Raw genomic sequence first — 25,903 nt, forward strand, 5'->3', positions numbered from 1 at the left:
CGGGCGGGGGGGGGGGAGGGCTGGGGGGAAGGTGGCGGCGGGGGTGGGGCGGGGGGGGTCGGGGTCGGCGGTGGGGGGGCGGGTGAGGCGGGGGCGGGGGGGGATGGAGGAGGTGGCGGAGGCGTTTCATCTGGGCGGTGTGGGTGCGGAGGGGGGCTTCGATGGGGGGAAGAAGCATGCGCATGAGCATGCCTTGAATGAGGCTCAGATGGAGGCGCTGGGGACGATTGCGGCGGCGATGGCGAAGGGGGGCTTTCGGCCGCACTTGTTGTATGGGGTGACGGGTTCGGGGAAGACGACGGTTTATTTTGCGGCGATGCAGCGGGCTCTGGATGCGGGGCGGAGCGCGCTGCTGCTGGTTCCGGAGATCGGGCTGACGCCGGCGATGACAGGGCAGATGGTGGCGGCGTTTGGGGGCGAGGTGGCGTTATTGCACTCGCAACTTACTCCGGATGAGAGGGCGGAGCAGTGGCACAGGATTCGGCGGGGCGAGGCGCGGGTGGTGGTGGGGACGCGGTCGGCGGTGTTTGCACCGATGGTGAAGCTGGGACTGATCATTGTGGATGAGGAGCATGATTCGAGCTATAAGCAGGAGGAGACACCGCGGTACCACGGGAGGGATGTGGCGGTGATGCGGGCGAAGTTCAATGAGGCGGTGGTGGTGCTGGGGTCGGCGACGCCGTCGCTGGAGAGCTGGTCGAATGCGGAGAAGGGGCGCTACGCGCGGGTGGAGATGCTGACGCGGGTGATGGATCGTCCGCTGCCGGCGGTGGAGCTGGTGGATATGCGGGCGGAGTTTCAGGCGGTGGGGAAGGAGGAGCTGTTCTCGCGGCGGCTGGTGGAAGAGGTGCAGGCGACGATCGATCGGGGGGAGCAGGCGATTGTGCTGCTGAATCGGCGAGGGTACTCGTTCGTGGTGATGTGCCGGAGTTGCGGGGAGAAGATTCAGTGCGAGAACTGCGCGATCTCGATGACGTACCACAAGCAGGGGACCAGCGATATTGCGCAGCCGGGGCAGCGGCTGGAGTGTCACTACTGCGGATTTCGGAGGAATGTGCCGAAGGTGTGTCCGAAGTGCGCGAGCGAGCACTTGTACTACATGGGGGCGGGGTCGCAACAGGGGGAGGAGAGGCTGCAGGAGATCTTTCCGGGGGCTCGGATTGGGAGGATGGACCGGGATACGGTGCGGGGGCGTTCCGATATGGAACGGCTGTTGACGAGGCTGCATGCGGGGGAGATCAATCTGCTGGTAGGGACGCAGATGATCGCGAAGGGGCATGACATTCATGGGGTGACGCTGGTGGGGGTGGTGGGGGCGGACTTTGCGTTGGGGCTACCGGATTTTCGGGCGGCGGAGCGGGTGTTTCAGTTGCTGACGCAGGTGTCGGGACGGGCGGGGCGGGGGGAGCTGCCGGGGAAGGTCCTGGTGCAGACGTACTATCCGGATCACTATGCGGTGAAGTTCGCGGCGGAGCACGACTATCCGGGGTTTGTGGCGAAGGAGATGCAATACCGGCGGTGGATGCACTATCCGCCGTATGCGGCGCTTGCGAATGTGGTGGTGCAGAGCGAGAAGCTGGAGGAGGCGGCAGGGTGGTCGGCGACGCTGGGCCGGTGGTTCGAGCAGAGGCGTCTGGAGAAGATAAGGGTGCTGGGGCCGGCTGCGGCCCCGATTGTGCGGCTGAAGAGGATCTACCGCTACCACTTCGTGCTGAAGGCGGAGAAGCGGCAAGGGTTAGGTGAGTTGTTGCGGGCGATGCTGGGATTTGCCGAGGCGCAGGGGATCCCACGACGCGGCCTGGTGGTCGATGTGGATGCGGTTCACTTAATGTGATGTTTCCGACGAAAAAGGGGCCCGATAGACCTGAAGCTGCTGCTGGCTGAGTGTCAGCGATGTGCGGGGGCCCGGAGAGGTATTACGTGAGCAGGTGGAGCTCTTTGCCAGGCTTGAAGCGAACGGCCTTCCCGGGGGCGATGGTGACTTCGGCGCCGGTGCGGGGGTTGCGTCCGATTCCAGTCTTGCGAGGCTTCACGGTGAAGACGCCGAATCCGCGGAGTTCTATGCGGTCACCGGCGACGAGGGACTGCTTCATGCTGTCGAAGATCGCGTCGACAGCGGCTTCCGCTTTGGTTCTGGGAAGCCCGGTGCGTTCGACAACCCGCTGTATTAGATCCTGCTTTATCATCTGGCGCGTCCTTGAATGAAGTCGAAGAAAAGATCGAGTGTTGTGCAGATGGTAGAAAGAGGGAGAGAGATTGTCAACGTCATAGCACTACCGTAAGATGAAGAAACTAATGGTCGATCGAATTGCCTACCAAGGTATCATGCCTTGTCGCCTAAGCGGCGAACTTGTGTGGCAAAACGTAGCCTAACAGTGTTCAGAGTGCTTGTCGTCAAATGTTTTTTCAGGAAGGAATACAACAAAGTGGCCATCAAAAGTGACCGTTGGATTCGCGAGCAGGCGATGGACCACGGAATGATCTCTCCGTTTAGCGAAAAGCAGGTAAAGGATGGCGTGATTTCTTACGGGCTTTCCTCTTACGGATATGATCTGCGGGTCTCGGACGAGTTCAAAATTTTTACGAATGTTAACAGTGCCATCATCGATCCGAAGGCGTTCGACGAGCGCTCGTTTGTGACGGTGCAGGCGGCGAGCGTGATCGTGCCGCCGAACTCGTTCGCGTTGGCGCGGTCGATTGAGTACTTCAAGATTCCTCGGGATGTGCTGACGATCTGCGTTGGCAAATCGACGTATGCGCGGTGCGGCATCATCGTGAATGTAACTCCCTTTGAACCGGAGTGGGAGGGCTTTGTAACGCTGGAGATCTCGAACACTACGCCTTTGCCGGCGCGGATCTATGCGAACGAAGGCCTGTGCCAGATCCTGTTCTTTCAGTCCGACGAGGTGTGCGAGGTTAGCTATGCGGACCGAAAAGGGAAGTACCAAAATCAGCAGGGAATTGTTTTGCCAAAGCTTTAATTAGTTCCGTCGGAGTAGCATTTCTACTACTTGCATGAGATCGGGCGTCTGGGCCGGGTAGTGATTATGAATGAGGAACGGTCGTCGGAGGGACGTGTGCGGATCGGTCTGGTGGCGACCGATCCGCTGCGATTGTTGGGGCTCGAGACGATCTTCGCCGACGATGCGAGGCTGGAGCTGGTTCCGGTGGCTGAGTCGGAGACTCTGGAGCTGACGGGATATGCGCTGGTGGTGATCGACGCCGGGTACACGGACCATCTCTTCGAGCTGCTGACCGTGATTCGGGCGCGGTACTCCAGGTTGAAGGTGATCGTGGTGGGAATAGAGTCCGATCCCAGTTACATTCAGCGAGTGATCGGAGCGGGAGCCAAGGGCTACCTGACCCAGATGGCGAAGGAGAGCGAGATCCGGATGGCGATCGATATCGTGCTGGACGGATCGGTATGGGCTCCGAGGAAGGTGCTGGCGAAGCTGCTTGAATCGTCCGAGTCTTCGGGAGGTTCTGGGGCTTTAGAGACGCCGAAGATTACGAGCCGGGAGCTGGAAGTGCTGCGGCTGCTGGTGGCGGGACGGCCGAACCGGGATATCGCTCTCTCCCTGGGAATCGATGCTGGTTCCGTGAAGGCGCATGTGGGGCGGCTGATGCGGAAGGTTGGGGTTGACAACCGCATTGCCCTGACGATGCAGGCCGTGGAGCGGAAGATGTTGGGGAATGAAAGCTCCGATTCCGAGTAAATCGAGTGAGATGGAGCTATTAACTGAAGGGTAAACATGTCTGCTCAAAGGTATATATACCTCCGTACCGTTGTACGGATCGGAGAAGTCGGGCAAAGTTGGCTAGTAACAAACTACCTGGGAGAGGGCTATAGAGGTTGGGTCAGGCTTGCCTGACACGATGTCTATAGCCCCTATTTTTTTGTCCTGTGGAACGCCGGGTCGGATAAGGACGGCTAAAGGTCCGGAAACAAGCAACTTTGAATCGAAAGGCCACATCCTACAGGCTAGTTAGGTTGTTTGGGCCCATGAAGTTATGTGCAGCAAAAGGGCAAAGGTCTCTGGAGCAACAATCAAAAAAGTCTGTCACGCTCTAAGAAATTAGAATCGTCTCGCAAAAAAACAGCATGGCTTCATAGCCTAGAAATCAAGGACGGAGATTATGAAACAGATTAAGGCACTTGGATTAGGGTTGGCCCTCGCAGCAAGCTCGCTCATGGCATTTGGAGAAGACGTGAACGCCAAGTTGGCGGAGCGGTTGACGAATGCTACGTCCGTCATCAATCAGATTATGTCGGTCAGCCCCGATAAGACGATTCCGAACAGCATTCTTTCGGGAGCCTCCTGCGTCGTGGTGATTCCGAGCTACAAGAAGGGCGCATTCGTTGTTGGCGCTCAGTACGGCCAAGGCGTCGCGACCTGCAGAACCCCCAAGGGCTGGAGCGCGCCGGTGTTCGTACAGCTTGCAGGCGGTAGTTTCGGATTCCAGATCGGCGGACAGGCGACTGACCTGGTCTTGATCGCGATGAACGACCAAGGGCTGCAGGACATGTTGAAGAACAAGTTCAAGATTGGCGCGGATGCGGCTGCTTCTGCCGGTCCAGTTGGCCGCAACGCTCAGGCTGGTACGGACTGGAAGCTCAATGCAGAGTTCCTGACCTATTCCCGCAGCAAGGGCCTGTTCGCGGGTATCAACCTGGATGGAACAGTTCTCTCACAGAATGAGGATGACACCCGCGCGATGTACGGCGCGAACGTTCCCTACACTGCTGTGCTGAAGGGCAACCAGGCGACTCCTCCTCCGGCGCGTCCGTTTGTTTCCACGGTGGCTCGCCACTTTGTGGGCGCACGCAACCAGTAATTGGATTGCAACGTTGTTGCAGAGAAGGGATGGCCTCGCAGCCATCCCTTTTTTGCGTCTGCTCGCTGGTTCTTTCTATGGGCTGACGAGAGCGGGAGTGGCGCGTTATTCCTCAGGTCGTTTTTTGAAGGTAACCCCGGTAAACTAGGGACTTGAGCACAGAACAGGTACGAAAGATCAAGACTCAGAGGGTGACGCTCCGGCAGGCGCTGGAGTTTGGCGCCGTTTGGGTATTCGTCAACGCGCTGCGAGTGCTGCCGCGAGGGCTGGCACGTTGGGCAGGGGCGAGGGTGGGTTGGGTGAGCTATCTGTTGCTGGGGCGGCTGCGACAGGTAGGGGTGCGGAATCTGAAGCTGGCATTTCCGGAGAAGAGCGACGCCGAGCGTGAGGCGATTCTACGGCGGGAGTATCGCAATCTTGGCTGGCTATTGGCGGAGTTCTGCCAGATGCAGGATTACTCCGCGGAACGAGCGAGCGAGTTTATCCGGTACGAGGGGTTGGAGAACTATCAGAGGGCGCGGGACAAGGGGCGTGGGGTGTTGGTGTTGACGGGACACCTGGGTGGGTGGGAGCTTTCCAGCTTTTATCACTCGCTGATGGGGATGCCGATGGGGATGGTGATTCGGCGGCTGGACAATCCGCTGGTGGATGCCTATGTGAACCGGATACGGTGTCTGCATGGAAACCGGGTGATCCACAAGGATGACTTTGCGCGCGGGCTAATTGCGTCGATGCGCTCGGGAGAGACGGTGGGAATCCTGATGGATACGAATATGACTCCTCCGCAGGGGGTGTTTGTTCCGTTCTTCGGAGTCCCGGCGTGCACAGCCTCGGGGATGGCGCGGGTGGCGCAGAAGACAGGCGCGGCGGTGGTGCCGGGATTCCTGCTGTGGGATGAGCAGGAGCAGCGGTATGTGCTACGGTTTGGCGAGGAGATCGCCACGGTGGATACGGGAGATACAGAGGGCGATTCGGTAAGGAACACGGCCTTGTTTACAGCGATGCTGGAGGAGTATATCCGGGAGTATCCTGACCAGTGGCTGTGGATGCACCGCAGGTGGAAGACTCGGCCTGCGGGCGAGACGGGGATTTATTAATGGCGAATCTGGAGCAGGTTGCGGAGTGGGTGCATGCGGAGGCTCCGGCGATCGGGGTGGAGATCCTGCGGGTGGCGAGTCTTGAAGGCGCTACGGCGGATTCGATCGTGTTTGCGGTGGACAGGACGACCCTGGAGCTTGCGTTGCGGTCTCAGGCGGGCGCGGTGCTGGCCAATGTGAGGCAGCGCTCGGAGGAGCTGGAGTCAAATCCGAGGGTAGTGTGGGTGGCGGACCCTCGCTATGCGTTTGCGGTGGTGGCGCAGCAGTTGAAGGGACGCCGGGAGGCGGGTGGGGTCCATCCGACGTCTGTGGTGGCCGGGAATGTGGTGCTGGGGAGTAGGACGAAGGTCGGGCCGGGTGCGGTGCTCGAGGATGGGGTCGTGGTAGGGGAGGACTGCTCGCTGGGGGCGAACGTCACGGTGTATGCCGGGACGGTGCTGGGCGACCGCGTTGTGGTGCAGGCGGGTGCGGTGCTGGGATCGACGGGGTTTGGGTATGCGCGGGATGCGGAGAGCGGGAGGTATCTGCTGTTTCCGCAGCAGGGGACGCTGGTGGTGGAGGACGATGTCGAGATCGGCGCGAATACGACGATCGACCGAGGGGCTCTGGGGGAGACGCGGATTGGACGGGGAACGAAGATCGACAACCTGGTGCATATCGCGCATAACTGCACGATCGGCCAGGATGTGATCATCGCGGCGCAGACCGGGATCTCAGGGTCGAGCGTGGTGGAGGATGGAGCGATTCTGGGGGGGCAGGTGGGGATCGGCGAGCATGCGACTGTGGGCACTGGGGTGATTTTGGGGGGCGGCGCGGGCGTCTTGAGTGGGAAGAAGATGCGCGGGGTGGGAGAGGTGTTTTGGGGGCGGCCAGCGCGGCCTCTGAAGGAGTATCTGAAGGATCTGGCGCGGTTAAAGCGGCAGTAGTCTCTGGCGGGAGGCTTTCGTTTCGATTTGGGAAAAATGCCGGAGCGGCTCGATGCTTTGGGGCTGCTCCGGCTGATTGATTGGAAGTGGAACTACTGTTCTATCGGCTATTTGATGAGACCGTTCATCCCATTCGGAAAGAAAACTCCCTTGGCGGGGCTGATGGTGGCGGAGCCGGAGATGGCTCCTCCGCCGGTGACGATGTTGAGTACCTGTGTCGTATTGCGGCTGAAGGCGATGACGTGGGCATCGGAGTCGACGAGGGTCGTCGCGCTGAGGCTGGCTCCGCCGGCGAGCGAGACGCTCTGGGTCTGAACGCCGAAGTCGTCGGGGTTTGCAGCGGAAGAGAGAGCGGCGAGGGAGAGCTTGGCGCGAAGGGCGGAGACCTTCTGGGTGAGGCCCTGGTAGCCGAGCGCGCCGGTGGGGTCGAGCGTGTTGATCGTGGTACGGATGAGGCCGGCGTGATAGGCCTCGACGGCTAGGATACCGGCTGCCGCAGAGAGATATGCCTTACCGGTTGCTGTAGTGCTGAGCAGGGGAGCCGCTCCTTTGTAGGCGGTTACTCCTACGTCCTCGAAGATGTAAGCGCCGATGAGGAAGTTTGCATCGCTGGCAAAGGGATCGAATGAGGGCCCGATGAGCGCAGCGCCAGCCAAGGTGTTGAAGGCCGTGTTCAGGTCGATTGCAGGTTGAGCGACGGCGGCAGAACCGAGGGTAGTGCGCAGGAATCCGACGTGCTTGCCCTCTTCGATGGCGGTCTCGACTGCGTAGGAGCCGACGGCGATGCTGGTGAAGGGCACCTTGGGACTGCTCTTGACCGAGACGGTTCCCTGCGTGCCTGTGCCGGTGAGGGCGTAGGTCGAAGCGCCAGCAGCGGAGGAGGCGGAGTTGGATACGTCGATGGTGGTGCCGAAGGCGGCGAGGTAGTAGAAGTTGGCCTCAAGGTATTCGAGGTTGAGGGCGAAGTTGAGGATGTCGTTATCGGTGACGGAGGTGGACTGGGCCTTGGCTGTGCCTGCGAGTGCGAGGCCTGCGAGGGCGGTTCCACCGAGCATCATCATGGCTCGGCGGCCGGAGATTATTGCGTCTATTTTTTGGGTCTCTGAAGTTGCCATGGTTTTTATCCTTATGCCGCTGTGACTTTGATGGTTCCGTTCAATCCGGAGGGGAAGAAGGCTCCCTTGGCTAGACCTGAGCCTCCGCCTGTGCCGTAGACGATGTGCAGGACCTGGTCCGTGCTGCGGGAGAAGGCGATTGCGTTGGTCGTATCGGCAGCGACGATGGAGCTGGCAGTGGCGGTGGTTGTGGGGAGCTTCAATGTGGTCTCGTTGCCGCCACCGACTGAGGCGCGAAGCGCGGAGATCGAGTTGGCGAAGCCGAGGTAGGGATAGGCGGTTGCGGGGGAAGCCGATGCTGCGGCGATCGCTCGTCCGGTCAAAGCGGTGCGGACGTAGGCGGCGTGATATGCCTCCACGGCGAGGATTCCCGCTGCTGCCGTGAGATAGCCGGCGGTGATGCCCGCAGTGCTGATGAGAGGAGCAGCACCGTGGTAAGCGGTGACGCCAACGTCTTCAAAGATAAAGGCGCCTACGAGAAAGCTGTCGAAGTCGGCGAACGGATTGAAGGTGATGCCGGTGATCCCGGCCGCGGTAGCGAGTGCGGGGAAGGAGCTGGTGAAGTCGATGGTGGGCCGAGCTACCGCGGAGGAGCCCAGGGCGCTGCGCAGGAACTGAACGTGCGCCTGCTCGTCGTAGGCTATCTCGTTGAGAATCTGTTGTTGGGCCGCGGTGAGATTAGGGACCTTTGACCCGCCGGTGACCGCACCTGCTCCGGTTCCGGCATCGGCGGTGGCAAGGCCGGATCCGGTTGCGGCGCGGAGGTAGAACTCGGCCTCGAGATACTCGAGGTTGAGGGCGAAGTTGAGGATGTCCGCGTCTGTGAAGGTAGTCGTAGCAGGAGTGGCGGGGATGGCGACGCCGTTATCGCCACATCCGACCAGAACTGCGGCGGCTGCCGTGGTGCCTGCTCCCGCAAGGAAGTTGCGGCGTGAGATTGCCTTCTTGTTAATGAACTCGTCCAGTAGTTCCATGTTTTGACTCTCCTTAAGGCAGCGACAATATGCAGGTTCACTAACATGACGTGGGCTATTGAGAGTTGGATTTAGGGAGAGAACAATAAATCTGGACGCGGGATCAAACCGCCTTCGAGAGTGTGGCGATCGTTCGATTGGTTCGAAGGCGGGAGATTTGGGTGCTATCAACGCAAAACAGCGGACCTCGATGAGGTCCGCTGTTCGATGGAGGGCGTCGGGTTAGTTTGCGGCGTTGGTGATGGCGTCCATATAAGCGACGTCGAGCGCCGTGCCTTGAACGGTGATGTTGCTGTTATTGATCTCAGATCCGTCGGCTGTCATGAATGCGTGGACCTGGCCACCATAGGCGGTGTAGACCTTGTGAAGGTTCTGAACCCAGCACAGGCCGGTGAGACTGCCGTAGTAGTAGGGATTGTTATCTGTGTTCGGAAAGGGAACCGTGGCCGTGGGTGAGCCCGGGGTGACGTTGGGGATGATGCTGGCCACTTTAGCGCCGAGGTCGAAGCGGGTGAGGCAGTTGTAGTTCTGGCCAAGCTTGGCGCGTTCACCGGTGGCGCAGAACTGAGAGCCGATCCAAAGGGTGTTGTCGTCGGCGAAGAGGATCTTGGAGTGGTTGCCGTCCGAGATAGAGTATTTGCCGGTAACTGAGTTCGAAGCGAGCGCGATGGTACTGAGATTTCCCGCGAAGAGTCCATCCGGCAAGAGTTGTTGCCCGGCCACGTAGAGCGTGGTGCCGTCCGAGACCGCGGTGGTAGCACCTCCTGGGACGGGAATCGTCGCGGTCACTGGCGAGGGATAGGGAGTAGAGGTGGGGATGACATCGATGGTGAGCAGGCCCTGCTGGAGAGCGCTGACGCTGGCGGTCGCGCCGCCACACTCCGGTCCACAGTTGAGGACGTAGGCGGTGGTGCCATCGACGGAGAAGTAGGCCGTTGTGGGCCGGTCGTAGTTTCCAGGGACAGGGACGACGCAGTAGACGGGCAGATTCAGAGGCTGGCAGTCGATGTAGCCCGGGGGAAATGGTGCATTGATATTGAGCTTGAGGATGCGATAGAGAAGGTTCGAGTTACGGACCGTCGCGAGGATGACGGTACCACCCTGATTGATCGCGATGTTTTGCACGTTGGGCAGTTGCAAGAAGAAGGTGCTGCCTGTCGCATTGTCGAGGACTTCGATCTCACTTTGGTTCTGCAAGCCGGCGACGATGCGTGCGAAGCTCTCGGAGATACCGATGGAGGTTGCTTTGGCAACGAAGGTTCCAACTGCGCCGGTGGAGGCCTCTGTCCCGTAGTTGATTTTGGTGAGCGAGCCATCGGAGTCAGACAAGACGTAGCCGGTTATCTGCTCGGGGAAGTTGAAGATCTGGTCCGGATATCCGCCGGAGAAACCGGAGATGGCGAAGGACTTAATGGTGTTCTGGATGTTGCTGCGAATGTCGCGGTTGCCGTCGAGAATCGCGAGCGAGCCAGTGCTGGTGCCGTTGGCGGTCACTCCCACCATGACGCGGTTCGCGAGCAGGCTGGGAGGGATGGGGCGGTTCGCGAAGGTGAACTGCGGAAATTTATAGAGATTCTGAGAGCAGGACGTGAGAGTCAAGGTCACGATCGCGAGTAGGAGGCCGGAGAGGGCGCGGGCACAAAACTGGCTGGACCAGGACGACTGGCTCCAGATCGGCTGGGGGAACACACTTCGATTCTTCAACGTAAACAACTCCAACCTGAGCACTGCGGCAAGTTTCGTGGCCACTGTTATATTCCCGAGTATAACAAAGCCGGTCTGTGGAGCCTCGGGAACGATTGCCTTGACAGGCTCGGCTCCCATGAGCTTGGAGCAGGTGTGCGGGGTGGCATAGGATGAGAGGATGTGCCGGATTGGCCAGATCGCTCTGGCGCTGCCGGCAGGACGAGGATCAGCGTGGAACAGAAAGCTATTGGAGTGGATATACAGACAGATGTAGCCGAGGAGTCGTTAGGCGCTTCCACTGGCGCGAAGAGACTCTTCAAGAGCTGGACGAGCGCGGCTGGCGCGGTTTTATGCGATGGCGCCATGGGTACGATGCTGTATGCACGGGGTGTCTTTATCAACCGGTGCTTTGACGAGTTGAATCTGTCGCAGCCGGAGCTGGTGAGGACGGTTCATGCGGAGTACCTTCAGGCGGGCGCGGTCGTCATTGAGACTAATACCTTTGGAGCGAATGAGTTTCGGCTGGAGCGCTACGGGCTGCGGGACAAGGTTGCGGAGATCAATGTCGCCGGTGTGAAGCTGGCCAGGGAGTGCGTAGAGCAGATCCGGGACAAGCAGGCCAGCGAGGCGTTTGTCGCGGGTGCGATAGGGCCCCTGGGAATTCGGTTGGAACCGTTGGGAAAGGTGAGTTTAGGCGAGGCTCGAGCGGCGTTTGCCGAGCAAGTAAAGGCTCTGGCACGCGGCGGCCCGGGCGTGGGTGCGGATCTGATTGTGATCGAAACCATGACCTCGTTGTCGGAGGCGGAGCAGGCGATCAAGGCGGTGAAGAGCGAGGCGCCCGAGCTTCCGCTGATGGTGATGGTAACCGTCGACGAAGAGGGCAACTGTCTGGACGGAGCATCGGCGGAGACGGCAGCCGAGCAACTGACCGAGTGGGGTGCGGATGCCGTGGGTTGCAACTGCAGCGCAGGACCCGCGACGGTGCTGAGCGTGATTGAGCGGATGCGGGAAGTGACGACGCTTCCCTTGGCTGCGATGCCGAATGCGGGCATGCCACGATCGGTGGAGGGCCGGAATATCTATATGGCCTCGCCGGAGTACATGGCGAGCTTTGCGCGGAAGTTTGTGAAGGCAGGCGCGACGTTTGTGGGTGGATGTTGTGGAACGACTCCAACGCATACGCGAGCGATGAAGAGCGCCCTGCGAGCGATTGAGGCTCAGGAACTGAGCATCGAGGTGATGGAGCGGCCGGGCCAACAAGGCGGCGTGCGCCCCATTCCAACCGCGCACGGTGAGCAGGAGAACAAGGTGGCTCCTCCGGCGCTTGCGGAGCGCTCGAAGATCGGGGCAAAGATTGCAGCGGGCGAGTTCTGCACGCTGGTGGAGATTGTCTCTCCGCGTGGGATCGATTGCAGCAAGGAGATCGAGGGCGCTGCGATGTTGTACCGGCTGGGCGTCGATGCGATCAACGTCCCGGATTCTCCCAGGGCAAGTGCGCGGATGAGCGCGCAGAGCCTGTGCGTTCAGATTCAGCAACAGGTGGGCATCGAGACCGTCCTGCATTACACCTGTCGCGACCGCAATGTGTTGAGTATTCAAAGTGACCTGTTGGGTGCTTCGTCGATTGGGTTGAAGAATATTTTGTGTTTGACCGGCGATCCTCCGAAGCTGGGGAACTACCCGGATGCGACAGCGGTGTTCGACGTGGATGCGATTGGGCTGGTGAATATCGTCCGCAATCTGAACTACGGTTTGGACATTGGGAAGAACTCGATCGGAGAGACGACCGGTTTCACGATCTCTGTGGCAGCGAATCCTGGGGTTCCGGACATCGACCAGGAAGTTCGTCGATTTGCCTTCAAAGTAGAGGCGGGCGCTGAGTATGCGATTACGCAGCCAGTCTTCGATCTTCGGTTGCTGGAAGACTTTCTGAAGCGGATCGAGCAGTTCAGGATTCCGGTGATTGCGGGCATCTGGCCGCTGACGAGTCTGCGGAACGCGGAGTTCATGAAGAACGATCTGCGCGTCAGCATGCCGGATGAGATTATGGCGCGGATGGCGGCTGTCGCTTCGCCAGAGGCCGCTCGCGCGGAGGGTGTGAAGATTGCCCAGGAGATGCTGGCCGATTCACGCGCATTGAGTGCGTTGGGCGTGCAGGGCGTACAGGTCAGTGCTCCGTTTGGCAAGTACGGTGCGGCGGCTGCGGTGCTCGGTCTGGTGGAAACGGGAGGCAGCTAGATGGCTACGTTTGAGGAGCAGTTAGCGGCTCTGGAGTCGGTGGTGGAGCGTTTGGAGCGGGGGGAGCTGGCGCTGGATGAGTCGGTGCAGCTCTTCGAAGAAGGGGTGCAGCTCTCCAACGCCTGCAAGAAGGTGTTGGATGCGGCGGAGGGCCGGATTCAGGTGCTGATGGACGATGGTGTGGGAGAGCAGGATTTGGTGCTCGAGGCGGAGGAAGAGGTGGAGCGGGAGGAAGACGAGGAGTAAGATTTGAGCATGGACACTCACATCGATGTCGAGACGTTCGATATTGAGAGATTTGGCGAGAGCATCGCGAAAGCTGCACGCGAGGGTGTGAAGTGGGAACGCCGGAAGCTCCAGTGGATATTGGAAGAAGAGAAGAGACAAACTGAGCGTGAGAGCGAAGTTGCTTGAGCCGTCCTCTTCTGACCATCATCGCCGGTTCAAACGGATGCGGGAAAAGTACGTTGACATCCTTTGCCCGGGACAAATTTCAACAAAATCCATTGCTGGATCCAGATGCGATTGCAAAATCTCTTCAAGAGACTGTCGGCTCCCATAGCTCCCCTATCGAAGCCGGAAGACGGGTTTTGGAATTGGCTGAGGAGCTTATCTCTGCTCGACAGAGTTTTACTGTTGAGACAACTCTTTCTGGAATCACTTATTTAAAATGGTTGATCGAGCGAAGGCGGTCGGATTCAATCTCATGGTTGTCTTCGTAGGGACAACATCCGTCGAAATTAACGTTGAAAGAGTGAAGGCTCGCGTCAAAAAAGGCGGTCACGATGTCCCTGAAGAAGACCAGAGACGCCGCTATCCGCGAACTTTAGCTCATATGAAGAGGCTCTTACCACTCGCGGACCTGGCGATATTTTTAGATAACTCCAGCGAGCGCGGACCCATTTTGGTGGGCTTTGGTCGTCACGGAAAAGTGAACTGGAACGAGCCTGTACCTTTGTGGGCTATGCCGTTGCAGGGTCTTTAGCGATCTCTTGTGGTGACGAAGCCGGGGACCCAGAGGAGGGCGCGTTTGGCTTCGGTGTCGGGCAGGTCGGCGATGGAGAGGCGAGCGGCTTCGGCATAGGCGCAGGCTGTGTCCATGGCGTACTCGATGGAGCCGTGGCGCTGAAGGATCTCCAGGATCTGCGGGTGGGAGATGCGGTCGAAGCTACGGTCGGCGAGGACGGTTCGGATGGCTTCGCGGTCCGCTCCGGTTCCGCGTTCCAGGGCGTGAATGACAGCTAGAGTGGCCTTGCCCTCGCGGAGGTCGGATGCGACGGGTTTGCCCAGGACTTCTTCGGCTGCGGTGAGGTCGAGGACGTCGTCGACGATCTGGAAGGCGAGTCCGAGATTGCGGCCATATTCACCGAGTTGTGCGTCGATGTCTTCGGCGTTGCCGAGGCCATGTTGCGGCGTGATTGCGGCTCCGAGCTGCATGGAGACCTTGAAGAGGCAAGCAGTCTTGCGGAAGATGAGGTCGAAGTACTCTTCCTCGTTGATGAGATGACCGAGCTTCTGCATCTGGAGGAGTTCGCCTTCGACCATCTGCTGCGTGAGCGAGATGAGGAGGTCGAGGACGCGGAAGTTACGCTCTTCGAGGGCGACGGAGAAGGACTGCATGTAGAGCCAATCTCCGGCTAAGACACATTTTGCCGCTCCCCAGGTGGTGTTGGAGGAGGGACGGCCGCGGCGGGTGTCGGCTTCGTCGATGATGTCGTCGTGGACGAGGGTCGCAGTGTGGAGCATCTCGACTACGGAGCCGAGGCGGATGCGGCTGTGGGCGGTGCAGCCGAGCGCTTTGGCGGAGAGCAGCAGCAGCGTGGGACGGATGCGCTTGCCGCCGCCAGCCATGAGGTAGGTGGCGATGTCGGTGATGACCTCGACGGGCGAGGAGGACTGTACGGCGAACTCCTGCTCGATGGCCGCGAGGTCGTCGCGGAGCAGATCGAAGACCTCTTTCGCAGTCGCTATGGAGATAGTACTCACTCGCTCCTAGAGTATCAGCAGCAGTCCTGTGCTATTGGTGCGGTGGCGATTTCCGCACAATGAAGATGATGCAGTCAAAATGGATTAGCTTGAGCGGAAGTTGACGAACTGTAGTTCAACGCCGATGTCCTTGCCGCGAAGCAGAGCCATAATCTCCTGGAGGACGTCGCGATCCTTGCTGACGACGCGGACGGTGTCGCCCTGAATGGAGGCGTTGGCCTTTTTCTTGGAGTCTTTGATGGCGGCTACGATGATCTTGGCTTTGTCGGAGGGGATTCCCTGGACGAGCTTGATCTTCTGGCGGACGGAGGAGTTGGAGGCGGGTTCGACCTTCTCGAACTCGAGGTTCTTGAGGGAGACTCCGCGTTTGACCAGCTTCTGGGAGAGGATCTCGATGACGGCTTTGAGGGTGTAGTCGTCCTGGCTGGCGAGCTGGATGGTCTCGGTGCCTTCGAGGTCGATCTTCGACTTGGAGTTCTTGAGGTCGAAGCGGGCGTTGACCTCTTTGGTGGCCTGGTCGATCGCGTTCTTGACTTCCTGAAGTTCTACTTTGCTGACTACGTCGAAGCTGTTATCGGATGCCATGATGTATTCCTTCGCTATTTATTATGCAGGAGATTGAACGGCTTAACACCGATGTTCGCGGATGACACCGATTTTAAGAGGCAGCGCGAGTGCTGGCGCCGGGGTCTCCTTATGACTGGGTCGTGGGGAAGAGTTGGTGGAAGTTTTGGGTGGTGAGGGCGGCCAGAGCTTCGGGTGAGATGCCGCGGAGGGTGGCGAGGGCCGCGGCGGTGTGGGCTACGAGGGCGGGCTCGTTTTGCTGGCCGCGGAAGGGGATTGGGGCGAGGAAGGGCGCGTCGGTTTCGACGAGGATGCGGTTGGCGGGGGCCTGGGTGGCGGCTTCGCGGATGTCGGTCGATTTGGGGTAGGTGAGGTTGCCGGCGAAGGAGAGGTGGAAGCCGGCGGCGATGGAGCGGGCGGCCTGATCGGGGGTTCCGGAGAAGCAGTGCATGATGCCACCGAGGGCGTGCGGGGTCCAGTGCTCGGCGATGAGGGCGAGGAGGTCCTCCCAGGCGTCCGCGGAGCCGAACTTGGCCTTGGCTTGCGGGGTGGCGAGCTCGCTGGTGCGGCAGTGGATGAGGATGGGCTTGCGGGCGGAGGCGGCGATCTTCATCTGGGCGATGAAGGCGGCCTGCTGGATGGGGGGAAGGTGGTTTTCGGCGTGGTAGTAGTCGAGGCCGATCTCGCCGATGGCGATGCATTTGGGGCTGTCGGCGAGGGTGGCGAGCTTGCTGAGGTTCTCTGGCGTGGCCTGGTGGGCCTCTTCGGGGTGGATGCCTACGCTGGCGTAGATGTTGGGGTGCTGGGCGGCGATGTCCAGGGCTTGATGCATCGTCTCTGGGCCGTGGCCGATGCCGATGGCGAGGATGGTCTGGACTCCGGCGGCGCGGGCGCGGGCGAGGACGGCTTCCAGGTCTTCGGTGTAGAAGTCCAGGTGGGCGTGTGAGTCGATGAGGGCCATGGTTCCTTTCTATGGTTGTGCCGGGGGTACCCGCCCGGGGTATTTGGGCGTAACCGATTTTGAATCAATCGGTTACGCTGAGGCTAGTGCCGTAAGCCGCTGATTCGAAAGCGGTTGTGTCTAAATACTTGAGCCAGCTTGGGTTACGGCGATTTTCCAAGAGAAAGGCCCGGCCGGTGGGCCGGGCCTTTCTCCTGTTTGATCTCTAGTTCTATTTTACGGGTTTGGCAGAAACTGAAGTGCCACTTTTATTTGCTTGTGGATCAATGGGTTAGGTCGTTTTGGGGGTTGACATGGGATTTTGCTGGGAAATTTGAAGGTATTTGCGGGCGATAGAGGGCGTTTGCCTTCTGGGCCTACTTCTATCGGGCTCCAAAGCGGTGATGCGCGTACTTGAGTCGTTGGCTGTAACCAACAGGTTTCTGCCAGTGTTATGCGAGGAGTGGTTGCCATGAAATAAATCTCTAATTTATTCGTTGGCGGAGTCTGCTTCTTGCATTAGCCAAAAGTGGGTACATTACGTTTAAACCGACCAGTCGAAAATATTTCATTAGCTCCAGTGAATTTAATCTGCAGATCATGGCATTTCTCCGTTTCGATACTTGCCCAAGTGCGATGCATGGAAGATGTAGAACTGCCTTGGTCATTCCCTTAGCGCACCAAGCTCGTTGCATCTGTCCGATACTAGAGGAGAAGGCGTTTTGCATACGGCGTTTGAATATAACGAAGGCCAAAGAGGACAGTAGATGGCTAGATCGATCGAAGGTTTATCGAAAGGGGAGAAGAGTCGCCGCCTGATTATCGAGAAGGCGGCTGTGCTCTTCAACCAAAAAGGATATGAGGGCTGTTCCATGCAAGACGTCGTCAAGGTCGTTGGTCTCGAAAAGGGCACAATCTATGGCCATTTTGAGAGCAAAGAGCAACTTGCGCTGGAGGCGTTCGACTTCGCATGGTCGGAGACCCGTAAGAGACGTTTTGCGAAGCTGGACACGGTCGCGAATGCAATCGACAAGTTGAAGTTGCATATCCGCAACTTCATCATCATTCCGGATTTTCCGGGCGGCTGTCCTCTCCTGAATACTGCGATTGATGTTGACGATGGCAGTTCTCCGCTTAAGCGTGAGGCAAAGAAGGCGTTTCGGGGCTGGCGCGATTATCTCGTGGGCATCCTTCATGCTGGCCAGGAGGCAAAGGAGGTCCGTATGTCTGTCGATCCGAGAAAGGTGGCGACGCTGATTATTTCCATGCTTGAAGGAGCTTCCGCTATGCAAGAGCTGGATCGTCAGAGTAATGCTTTGGCTGACGCGGAAGAGCATCTTGTGTTTTATTTGGAGTCTGTTGTTCGTTATAGGAAGTAGATTTGTCTGGTGGGGGCCTATGTGGATCGTTGCTAATAGCAACGGCAACGGTGAAATACAGGGATCCTTCACTTCGTTCAGGATGGCGGCTTAAAACAAGCAACTGCAAGTGCAAAGACAACTGCAAAAGCAAATGCAACCGCAGGTCCTTCGACTGCGTAACTCGCGATGAAGCTGCGAGTTACTTCGCTCAGGATGACAAATTTGTGGGGGGTCGCGCGACAAAATTGTGTGCGGGCTTGTGACAAAATTGTGCAGGGGCTTGTGACAAATATGTGGGTATTTGTGACAAATTGTGGGTGCTTGCACAAAATTATGCGGGTGTTTGTGACAAGGTTTGTTGGGGTACCTGTACAGAATTGTGTGGGTGTTTGTGGCAAGGTTTGCGGGGTACTTGTGACGAAGGTGTGTCGGGTCAGTGCTCGGCTATGAGGGCGACGAATTTGTATTCGTACTTGTGACAAATTTATGTGCGTGTTTGTGGCAAATTTGCGGGTGCTGTGCGAATTTTTCGGGGTGCTTGTGACAGATGAGGGATCTGGGCCGTGTGTGTGTGTTTTCAGGAATAAAAGGTTGGTGGGAGGTTTCTCTTTCAGAGATCTTGTAGAGGATGTTCCGGAGAGTTTTCCCGGGATGGCTTTTGGGGCAGTGCGTCGGCAGAGTTGAGGAGATTTTATGCCACTACCAGAGGAGATGAGTGAGCGGTCCAAGGCGTTGTGGCGGAGAGCAGTCACGAAGGCTCTTAGAGTGACCGAAGGTAGCTTCCCGGGAAGCAGGACGATACAACCAGACTACTTTCTGGAGCGGCTGGATCCGATGCACCATTCCATCCTGGACCTGAAACCTTTGTTTCGGCAGTTTCAGCAAGATCGAACCTTCACCGGAGGTGATTTTTTTGAATGGATGGAGGCCAGGCAAAACGAACCAGATCTGATGGTGGAGTACTTCGATGCCGAAAGGCTAAGGGGGCAAAGGATGCATTTTGATGGACTCCGGGTCACTTTTCCTAAGGCCAGAGACTTTGAGGAGTATCTGGCGTCGCTAAGAGAAGAAGAAGTGATCTTTGTTCTCGACAAGGACGATCGATTCTACGGAGATGTAAAGCTAGAAAAGCAGTTACACCACTCTTCTTTCCTTGGGGGAAGGCCGGTTGCAGGCGCCGGTACGATTGTGGTGAGATCCGGCCTTATCCGAGTGATCAACGACCATAGCGGGCACTATCAACCGGGTTCGGATCAAATGCTACGTGTGGCGCGTGCGTTGGCTGGAAATGGTGGGAACCCGAATACTATTCGAATGCGCTTTACTCTTAATGGCCGACGTCGCGAACTAACGGCTGCAGAGTGGATCAGTGGGAATCACTAATAGGCTTGAAGTAGGTGGGTGCTTCGAGAAAACCGCAGGTCCTTCGACTGCGCCACTCGCGATGAGGCTGCGAGTGGCTTCGCTCAGGATGACAATCTTTGAGGGTGTTTGTGTTTGGGGCGTTGTGGCTGGGTGAGGTTGTGATCAACGGCAAAGGCGAAATACAGGGTCCTTCACTTCGTTCAGGATGACGGGGTAAAACAGGCAACGGCAAGTGCAAGGACAACAGCAAGTGCAAGGCAACAGCAAGTACAACCACAGGTCCTTCGACTGCGTAACTCGCGATGAAGCTGCGAGTTCCTTCGCTCAGGATGACAGATTTTAGGTGGGTTTAGGGTAGGGTTCAGGTAGTTTTTAGTAAGTTGTTTGTAAATATTATGTAAGTCAATTTCTTACAATTTCTTTATTCTTACAAACGTTCAAACCCATTCACTTTCTGTGAGTATCTTTCTATTTGATACAGAATTTGATGCGTACTCTTTGGAGGGCTATGTCTCCTTCTAGGAGACTAGGCTTTCGATTCTTGCTCCGGTGAGTTCTTCACTTAGGGTCCAGAGGCGTTCGGCGGCTTGTGGGTCGATTGCGTAAGGCCGTACTCCGACGGGGCTTTCGACTTCCGAGTAAAGGATGGGGGCGATGTCGGCGTCCTGGCAGTAGACGCCGCCCATGCCGGTGAGTTGGGGGCTGGTGGCGCACCAGACGGAGGTGGCGGCGCCTTGTTCGAGGGTTTTGAACTCGCCGCCTTCGGCGATGGATTGGCCGGCGGGAGCAGAGCCGTGGGAGTCGTTGCGGGAGAGGCTGTAGTGTTTGAGCTCGTCTTCGGTCATGGTGCGGATGAGGCCGGTGACGACGGGGCCGGGGTGGACGGCGAAGGCGCGGATGCCGGAGGCTGCGCCGCGACGGTCGAGGGCGACGGCGAAGAGCGAGGTTGCGGTCTTGGCCTGTCCGTAGGCGACGTAGCGGTCGTAGGGGCGGTGGTTGAAGTTGGGATCGTCGAAGTCGACTCCGGCGCGCTGGTGGCCGCGTGAGGAGAGGGCGATGACGCGGGCTCCGTCGGCGTTGGAGAGTGCGGGCCAAAGGCGCATGGTGAGTTGGAAGTGGCCCAGGTGGTTGGTGGAGAGCTGGGACTCGTTGCCTCGAGCGTCGCGGGTGAGGGGATTGGCCATGATGGCTGCGTTGTTGATGAGGATGTGCAGGGGGCGGCCGCTGCGGAGGAACTCGTCGGCGAAGGCGTCGATGGAGGCGGGGTCGAGGAGGTCCAGGGTGGTTTGTTCGACGCGTGGGATGGTGCCTAGGGCTTTGTGAGCTTTGTCGGGGGTGCGGGCGGGGACGATGACGGTTGCGCCTGCTTCGCTGAGGGCGCGGGTGGTGGCGAGGCCGATGCCGGAGTATCCGCCGGTGACGATGGCGACTTTGCCGGTGAGGTCGACGCCTTCTAGGACCTGCTGGGCGGTGGTGGCTGGGCCGAAGCCGGAGGGAATGGGGGCTTGTTTTGTCATATTCAGAGATTTCTCCTTGTTCTCTCGATTCGATGGTGTCCATAGTGAGATGATCTATTGAGATATGCCTAGTTTTTATAGCGATCGTCCTGGAGTCGCGATGGATCCGATCTCGGATGTTTTGTCGCTGCTCAATCCCCGGGCGTCGATCTCGGCGAGCCTGACGACGGGTGGGGATTGGGCGGTCTCTTTTCCGGCGCATGAGGGATTGAAGTTCGTCGCGGTGGTTCGGGGGTTGTGCTGGCTGGCTGTCGATGGAGTGACGGAGCCGATCGAGGTGAGGGCGGGCGATTGCTATCTGTTGACGACGGAGCGGGCGCACCGGCAGGGGAGCGATCTTTCGTTGGAGGCGGACGATGTGCGGGCGGTCTTCGCGGAGGCGGTGGATGGGCGGGCGCAGTATGGGGAGAGTCAGGAGACGATGCTGATCGGGGGGCGATTCAGTTTCGACAGGGAGCAGGTCTCGATCCTGGTGGACTCGCTGCCGCCGGTCATTCTGATTCGGGCGGGGTCTTCGCATGCTTCGACGATTTCGTGGATTTTGGAGCGGTTGGGTGAGGAGCTGTCGGTGGGGGAGCCGGGGGCTTCGCTGATGGTGGATCATCTGGCGCATATGCTGCTGGTGCAGGTGCTGCGGGCTCATCTTGCTTCTGGGGAGAGGCTGCTTACGGGGTGGCTGGGGGCGCTGGCGGATGCGAAGGTCGGGCTGGCGCTGAAGCTGATGCATGGGAGTGTGGGTCGGAGATGGACGCTGGCGGATTTGACCAGGGCGACGGGGATGTCGCGGTCGGCGTTTTCGTCGCGGTTCAAGCGGCTGGTGGGTACAGGGCCTCTGGATTATCTGCTGCGTTGGAGGATGCAGGTGGCGGCGAAGAGGTTGAGGGGCGGGGCGGAGTCGATTACGGAGATTGCGGCTTCGTTGGGGTATGAGTCGGAGAGTGCGTTTGGGAGTGCGTTCAAGCGGGTGATGGGGAGGGCTCCGAAGCGCTATCAGCGGGCTCAAGGGGAGTAACGGTTGCCGGAGGGGTGGGGTGTGGGTAAGATGGCGGCATGAAAAATCTGGATGGTTTGAATCGTCGTGAGGTGTTGGTGGCGCTGTCGGCGTTTGCGGCGTTGGGTGGTTTGACGGCGGAGGCAGAAGCACAGGCGCAGCCGGGGGAGACGGTGTTGTCGGCTTCGCGGACGTTTGTGTTCGAGAAGCTGCCGGTGAAGCCTTCGGACAATGGTGGAGCGAGTCGGGCGGTGGTGCAGGGGGCGTTGACGACGGGGGAGTTTGTCGAGGTGCATGAGACGACGCTGCCGGCGGGGAAGATGCCGCATCCGCCGCATAAGCATCGGCACTCGGAGTTCATCATGATTCGCGAGGGATTGATTGAGTTCAATAACGATGGCAAGCTGACTCGGGTGGGTCCGGGTGGGGTGAACTTCAACGCGTCGGATGTGATGCATGGGATGACGAACGTTGGGGATACGACGGCGAATTATTTTGTGGTGGCGGTGGGGCGGGCTTCTGGCGTGACGAAGGTTTAGGGGCTACCAATGGCGGAGATGCTGGGGGAGTCGAAGACGTACGCGCTGGCGGAGATGCCGGTGCGGAAGATGGCCAATGGGGGCGAGAGCAGGGATATTCTGTGGGGGACGCTGGCTACGGGGGAGGCGATTGGGGTGCATGCTTCGATGCAGCCGGTGGGGATGGCTCCGAATCCGCAGCACCGGATCGAGCACTCGGAGGTGATCTGTGTGTTGGAGGGGGAGTTGGAGTTTCAGCGGGGCGAGAGTAAGGAGTTGGTGGGGCCGGGGGGTGTGATCTATGTTGCGTTGGGGACCTTGCATACGGTGAGGAATGTGGGGGCGGTTCCGGCTCGGTATGTGGTGGTGGCGGTGGGTGGGGATGTGAAGGGGTAAAACGACCGCACTTGTAGGTTGTGGGTTGAGGCGTAAGGATGGAGTTACGCTTTGGCGATCAGCTGCGGAGGTAGGCGTCGTCGCCGGTGATCCAGTCTTCGCGGGGCGGGGAGAAGATGTCGAGGTTGATGGAATCTTCGAGTGCGAAGACTTCGTGCGGAACGTTGGGTGGGATGACCAGGACTTCGTCGGGATTGAGGATGGTCTCGATCGGAGTTTCGGAGCCGGGGTGGTGCAGGAGGAATTTGAGTTTGCCGATGAGCAGGCAGGCTACCTGCTCGTTGTGGTGCTGATGCAACGGCACATGCGCTCCTTTGCTGAGGGTGATGCGGGCGACCATGACGTGGGCGCCGGCGATGAACTGGCGGCCGAGGAGCGGGTTCATGGGTTCGATGGGAAGGTCGGACCAGCGGGTATGGGCATTGTTCATTGAATCTGGCATCGGTTCTCCTTCGACTTAAGCGAGCAAAGACAGATCCTTCGCTTTGCTCGGATGACAAATTGATTCAGATGGTCTGAATCAACGACGGATAATGGCTACCCGGCGTGCTTTAGCGGAGGCGGGAGCCCAGGGCTATGTCTTCGGCGAAGGTGGCGAGGATGGGTTTGCCGTTTTCGCCGTGGGAGGCGGCCAGGAGCATTCCGTGGGATTCGAGGCCGCGCATCTTGCGGGGGGCGAGGTTGGCGATGATGACGATGCGGCGTCCGATGAGGTCTTCGGGGGTGTACCACTCGGCGATGCCGGAGAGGATCTGGCGCTTCTCGTAGCCGAGGTCGACCTCGAGGCGGAGGAGTTTGTCGGCCTTGGGGATGCGTTCGGCGACGATGATCTGGGCGACGCGGAGGTCGATCTTGACGAAGTCGTCGATGGCGATCTGGGGGGTGTCGGGGATGTCGGACTGGGCGGCGGCGTTGGCGAAGAGGCCGGAGGCGGGGGCTTCTTGGTGGGGTGGGGTGCCGGGGCGCTCGGTGGTGAGGGCGTGGCTGCCGGCTACGGAGACTCCGGGGTTGGGGGCTCCGATGGAGCTGGTGCGGGGTGGGGCGGCGGGGTGGGTGGGGTCTTCGACGATGGGAGCGGTGTGGGTGGTCTTCTCGTCCACGAACTTGGAGGGCGTGGGGCTCGGTGCGCCGTTGGTCTCTGCGTCAGTCATGATCTGGATGAGTCCTTTGTCGGCTCGGGGGAAGATGGGGGAGAGTGGGCCTAGCTTTGTGCCGGGCTTCAGGCCGCCCCATTCTAGGTTTTTTAGGTCGCCGTTGCGGGCGGATTCTTCTATGTCGCCTAGGCCGAGTTGTTGCCAGACTTTGGCTGTGGCGTAGGGGAGGATGGGATAGAGATATGCCGTGATGACACGGATTGATTCGCATGCGTGATAGAGACTTGCGGCTAACTTCAACCTGTCTTCGGGTAAGTCAGATTTAGCAAGTTTCCATGGTGCATCTGACGAAATTTTCCCATCTACTACTCCGATGAAGCCCCAAATATCTTTCAATGCGCCAAAGAAATCGGTGCCATTTGCTTTCGCTTCGAAAATAACGCTGAGTGGTAGCGATTCAGGTTCGGTTGGTGGATCGTATTCGGGAATAGAACCTGAGAAGTTCGAGCTGACCATCGCGAGCGTGCGGCTGACTAGGTTGCCGTAGCCGTTGGCTAGGTCGCTGTTGTAGCGCTGGACGAGGGCGTCGAAGCTGAAGCTGCCGTCCTGGCCGAAGGGGATCTCGCGGAGGAGGAAGTAGCGGAGGACGTCGGAGGCGAAGAGGTCTTGTTCGTGCTTCCAGGCTTCGTCACTTAGGACTGCGCCGGGGAGGTCGGCGGGTTTGGGAAGGAGGGTGCCGAAGGCGTCGAGGATGGTCTCGGTGCGGACTACGTTGCCGCGGGATTTGCTCATCTTCGATTCTTCGAAGAGGAGCCAGCCGTTGGCTACTACGGCTTTGGGAAGCCACTTGGTTGCCCATTCGGCGTGTTCGGCGGGAGTAAGTGTTGGGGCGGGCTTGTCGGTGTCTGGTTCGCGCTGGAGCTTTGGGTTCAAGGCCAGGAGGAAGGCGGGCCAGTAGATGCAGTGGAAGCGGGTGATCTCTTTGCCGACGAGGTGGAGGTCGGCGGGCCAGTATTTTTCGAACTTGGCTTGTTCGGCGGGGTCTTCGGAGCCGTAGCCTACGGCGGTCATGTAGTTGGCGAGGGCGTCGAGCCAGACGTAGATGACGTGCTTCTCGTTGCCGGGGACGGGGATGCCCCAGGTGAAGCTGGTGCGGGAGATGGAGAGGTCTTTGAGGGCTCCGGGGACGTAATACTCACCAGTTTTGCTCTTCGAGAGCCTTGAGTCGGTCTCCGCTAGCGCGACGACTTTTTCGCGGTCATAACTTATTGGGAGAACTTTGCCGATAGGTGAAGCCTCAATTTCAGGACTTTCAAGGACAACCTTGTCTCTAAGTTCTGTCAGGATCCCATTCACATCCCCGCGCAGGAAGCTGAGGACTTCGTTGCGGATGGTCTCGGGTTGGATTTGGAGTTGGTTGCTTTCGATGAGGTCGATGAGGGGGAGTTGGTAGTCAGAGAGGCGGAAGAAGTAGTTCTCTTCGGTGATGGTCTCGGTGGGTTTGCCGTCGGGGCCGATGGTGCCGGGGGGACCGTCGACGAACATCTCTTCGCCGATGCTGTACTGGCCGGTGTAGGAGCTGAGGTAGATGGCTCCGCGCTCTTCGAGGTGTTTCCAGAGGGTCTGGACGCCGCGGTGATGGCGCTCCTCGGTGGTGCGGATGTAGTCGTCGTTGGTGATGCCCATGCGCTTCCAGAGATTGCGGAAGGTGTCCGAGACCTGGTCGGTGAACTGTTGCGGGGGGATTCCGGCGGCGGCGGCGGAGCGCTGGACCTTCTGGCCGTGCTCGTCGGTTCCGGTGAGGAAGAAGGTGTCGTCGCCGAGAAGGCGGTGGCGGCGGGCGATGACGTCGGCCGCGATGGTGGAGTACGCGTGGCCGATGTGGGGGCGCGCGTTCACGTAGTAGATCGGGGTGGTGAGGTAGAACTTTTTATTTGTTTCAGACATGAAGGGTGGCCAGGGCTCAGTTTAGCAGGGGTGGGGAGTTGTGAGGATATTCGGGCGGGGGAGAGAGGCGGGTTCTCTGCTGTGGCGGCAAGTCCCTGTCTTCGGTCGAAATGACGAATTTGGGGTGGGTAAAGGAGGGCGGTTCGGACTTTTGTGATCCCACCCTTCGCGAGAGACAAAGGCGAGAAGGATGGGGCACCAGGGCGGCTGGGTTATGCGAGGAGAACGTCGAGACTGTCGTACTGCGTCCAATCGACTGGGAGTTTGGGGCCAGGGTAAGGAAGGCGGTCGGGCTTTGCCCGATACCCCACCCTATTTGCGATGAGACTGCAAAAAGGATGGGGCACCCGCT

General features: G+C 59.1%; 25 protein-coding genes. 15 read left to right on the forward strand and 10 right to left on the reverse strand.

From position 1 onward, the window contains the following. The coding region (gene priA / locus HB393_RS16810) for a primosomal protein N' (protein ID WP_213806360.1) at positions 1-1,834 on the forward strand (1,834 nt) is incomplete at its 5' end. 82 nt (positions 1,835-1,916) lie between these two features. Here priA and HB393_RS16815 read toward each other — a convergent pair. Then, positions 1,917-2,186, reverse strand: a complete 270-nt coding sequence (locus HB393_RS16815) for an HU family DNA-binding protein (RefSeq protein WP_213806361.1) — start codon at positions 2,184-2,186, stop codon at positions 1,917-1,919. A 240-nt stretch (positions 2,187-2,426) separates the two neighbouring features. Here HB393_RS16815 and dcd point away from each other — a divergent pair, with 240 nt between their 5' ends. The 5 genes from dcd (at position 2,427) to lpxD (ending at position 6,859) form a co-directional block, all read left to right on the forward strand. After that, positions 2,427-2,981 (forward strand): dCTP deaminase, encoded by a 555-nt coding sequence (gene dcd / locus HB393_RS16820; RefSeq protein WP_213806362.1) that lies wholly within the window; start codon positions 2,427-2,429, stop codon positions 2,979-2,981. Positions 2,982-3,047: 66 nt separating this feature from the next. Then, the gene (locus HB393_RS16825; protein WP_213806363.1) at positions 3,048-3,716 is read left to right on the forward strand and encodes a response regulator transcription factor; all 669 of its coding nucleotides are present in this window, start codon (positions 3,048-3,050) and stop codon (positions 3,714-3,716) included. A gap of 421 nt (positions 3,717-4,137) precedes the next feature. Then, positions 4,138-4,836: a lipid-binding SYLF domain-containing protein gene (locus tag HB393_RS16830; RefSeq protein ID WP_213806364.1), complete on the forward strand. Its 699-nt coding sequence runs from the start codon at positions 4,138-4,140 to the stop codon at positions 4,834-4,836. 152 nt (positions 4,837-4,988) lie between these two features. Continuing rightward, complete coding sequence (locus tag HB393_RS16835) at positions 4,989-5,933, forward strand: lysophospholipid acyltransferase family protein (protein WP_218624005.1); 945 nt, start codon at positions 4,989-4,991, stop codon at positions 5,931-5,933. Then, positions 5,933-6,859, forward strand: coding sequence for a UDP-3-O-(3-hydroxymyristoyl)glucosamine N-acyltransferase (gene lpxD, locus HB393_RS16840; RefSeq protein WP_213806365.1), 927 nt, complete (start codon positions 5,933-5,935; stop codon positions 6,857-6,859). Before HB393_RS16835 ends, lpxD begins: the two co-directional genes overlap by 1 nt. Positions 6,860-6,966: 107 nt before the next feature. Here the strand turns inward: lpxD and HB393_RS16845 are convergent, their stop codons facing one another. The 3 genes from HB393_RS16845 to HB393_RS16855 all read right to left on the reverse strand — a co-directional run bounded on the left by HB393_RS16845 (position 6,967) and on the right by HB393_RS16855 (position 10,697). Next, on the reverse strand, positions 6,967-7,974 hold the full coding sequence (locus HB393_RS16845; protein ID WP_213806366.1) for a ferritin-like domain-containing protein: 1,008 nt from the start codon (positions 7,972-7,974) through the stop codon (positions 6,967-6,969). An 11-nt stretch (positions 7,975-7,985) separates the two neighbouring features. Then, positions 7,986-8,948, reverse strand: coding sequence for a ferritin-like domain-containing protein (locus HB393_RS16850; RefSeq protein WP_213806500.1), 963 nt, complete (start codon positions 8,946-8,948; stop codon positions 7,986-7,988). Between the two features lie 222 nt (positions 8,949-9,170). Continuing rightward, on the reverse strand, positions 9,171-10,697 hold the full coding sequence (locus HB393_RS16855) for a hypothetical protein (protein ID WP_345945262.1): 1,527 nt from the start codon (positions 10,695-10,697) through the stop codon (positions 9,171-9,173). Positions 10,698-10,865: 168 nt separating this feature from the next. Here HB393_RS16855 and HB393_RS16860 point away from each other — a divergent pair, with 168 nt between their 5' ends. The 4 genes from HB393_RS16860 (at position 10,866) to HB393_RS16880 (ending at position 13,857) form a co-directional block, all read left to right on the forward strand. Continuing rightward, positions 10,866-12,872: a bifunctional homocysteine S-methyltransferase/methylenetetrahydrofolate reductase gene (locus HB393_RS16860; protein ID WP_345945263.1), complete on the forward strand. Its 2,007-nt coding sequence runs from the start codon at positions 10,866-10,868 to the stop codon at positions 12,870-12,872. Next, a complete protein-coding gene (gene xseB, locus HB393_RS16865; RefSeq protein WP_213806367.1) occupies positions 12,873-13,118 on the forward strand; it encodes an exodeoxyribonuclease VII small subunit in 246 nt (81 codons plus the stop codon). Positions 13,119-13,127: 9 nt separating this feature from the next. Then, positions 13,128-13,286 carry a hypothetical protein gene (locus HB393_RS16870; RefSeq protein WP_213806368.1) on the forward strand — a complete coding sequence of 53 codons (159 nt, stop codon included), beginning with the start codon at positions 13,128-13,130 and terminating at the stop codon, positions 13,284-13,286. A gap of 256 nt (positions 13,287-13,542) precedes the next feature. Continuing rightward, positions 13,543-13,857: a hypothetical protein gene (locus HB393_RS16880; RefSeq protein WP_213806523.1), complete on the forward strand. Its 315-nt coding sequence runs from the start codon at positions 13,543-13,545 to the stop codon at positions 13,855-13,857. Here HB393_RS16880 and HB393_RS16885 read toward each other — a convergent pair. The 3 genes from HB393_RS16885 to HB393_RS16895 form a co-directional block, all read right to left on the reverse strand. Beyond that, positions 13,854-14,858: a polyprenyl synthetase family protein gene (locus tag HB393_RS16885; protein ID WP_213806370.1), complete on the reverse strand. Its 1,005-nt coding sequence runs from the start codon at positions 14,856-14,858 to the stop codon at positions 13,854-13,856. The two genes, HB393_RS16880 and HB393_RS16885, sit on opposite strands and share 4 nt — an antisense overlap. An 84-nt stretch (positions 14,859-14,942) precedes the next feature. Next, positions 14,943-15,443 carry a YajQ family cyclic di-GMP-binding protein gene (locus HB393_RS16890; protein WP_213806371.1) on the reverse strand — a complete coding sequence of 167 codons (501 nt, stop codon included), beginning with the start codon at positions 15,441-15,443 and terminating at the stop codon, positions 14,943-14,945. A gap of 109 nt (positions 15,444-15,552) precedes the next feature. Next, positions 15,553-16,383 (reverse strand): TatD family hydrolase, encoded by an 831-nt coding sequence (locus HB393_RS16895; protein ID WP_213806372.1) that lies wholly within the window; start codon positions 16,381-16,383, stop codon positions 15,553-15,555. 746 nt (positions 16,384-17,129) lie between these two features. Here HB393_RS16895 and HB393_RS16900 point away from each other — a divergent pair. Both HB393_RS16900 and HB393_RS16905 read left to right on the forward strand, forming a co-directional pair. Next, on the forward strand, positions 17,130-17,741 hold the full coding sequence (locus HB393_RS16900; protein ID WP_213806373.1) for a TetR/AcrR family transcriptional regulator: 612 nt from the start codon (positions 17,130-17,132) through the stop codon (positions 17,739-17,741). A 675-nt stretch (positions 17,742-18,416) separates the two neighbouring features. Beyond that, the gene (locus HB393_RS16905) at positions 18,417-19,106 is read left to right on the forward strand and encodes a hypothetical protein (RefSeq protein WP_213806374.1); all 690 of its coding nucleotides are present in this window, start codon (positions 18,417-18,419) and stop codon (positions 19,104-19,106) included. Positions 19,107-19,606: 500 nt separating this feature from the next. On the opposite strand, the gene HB393_RS16910 is transcribed toward HB393_RS16905, so the two are convergent. Continuing rightward, positions 19,607-20,605, reverse strand: coding sequence for an oxidoreductase (locus HB393_RS16910; RefSeq protein WP_213806375.1), 999 nt, complete (start codon positions 20,603-20,605; stop codon positions 19,607-19,609). Between the two features lie 100 nt (positions 20,606-20,705). Between HB393_RS16910 and HB393_RS16915 the strand changes: the two genes are divergently transcribed. The 3 genes from HB393_RS16915 to HB393_RS16925 are packed head-to-tail and all read left to right on the forward strand — an operon-like array spanning position 20,706 to position 22,510. Then, on the forward strand, positions 20,706-21,617 hold the full coding sequence (locus HB393_RS16915; protein ID WP_213806376.1) for an AraC family transcriptional regulator: 912 nt from the start codon (positions 20,706-20,708) through the stop codon (positions 21,615-21,617). Between the two features lie 38 nt (positions 21,618-21,655). Next, entirely contained in the window at positions 21,656-22,135 is a 480-nt protein-coding gene (locus HB393_RS16920) for a cupin domain-containing protein (protein ID WP_213806377.1), read from the forward strand. 9 nt (positions 22,136-22,144) lie between these two features. Beyond that, positions 22,145-22,510, forward strand: coding sequence for a cupin domain-containing protein (locus tag HB393_RS16925; RefSeq protein ID WP_213806378.1), 366 nt, complete (start codon positions 22,145-22,147; stop codon positions 22,508-22,510). Between the two features lie 58 nt (positions 22,511-22,568). On the opposite strand, the gene HB393_RS16930 is transcribed toward HB393_RS16925, so the two are convergent. Further along, complete coding sequence (locus tag HB393_RS16930; protein ID WP_255551247.1) at positions 22,569-22,952, reverse strand: cupin domain-containing protein; 384 nt, start codon at positions 22,950-22,952, stop codon at positions 22,569-22,571. Positions 22,953-23,061: 109 nt separating this feature from the next. Beyond that, positions 23,062-25,551, reverse strand: coding sequence for a methionine--tRNA ligase subunit beta (gene metG / locus HB393_RS16935; protein ID WP_213806379.1), 2,490 nt, complete (start codon positions 25,549-25,551; stop codon positions 23,062-23,064). Positions 25,552-25,903 lie beyond the last annotated feature (352 nt).

The sequence above is a fragment of the Granulicella sp. dw_53 genome (assembly GCF_018449545.1).
Taxonomy (GTDB): Bacteria; Acidobacteriota; Terriglobia; order Terriglobales; family Acidobacteriaceae; genus Edaphobacter.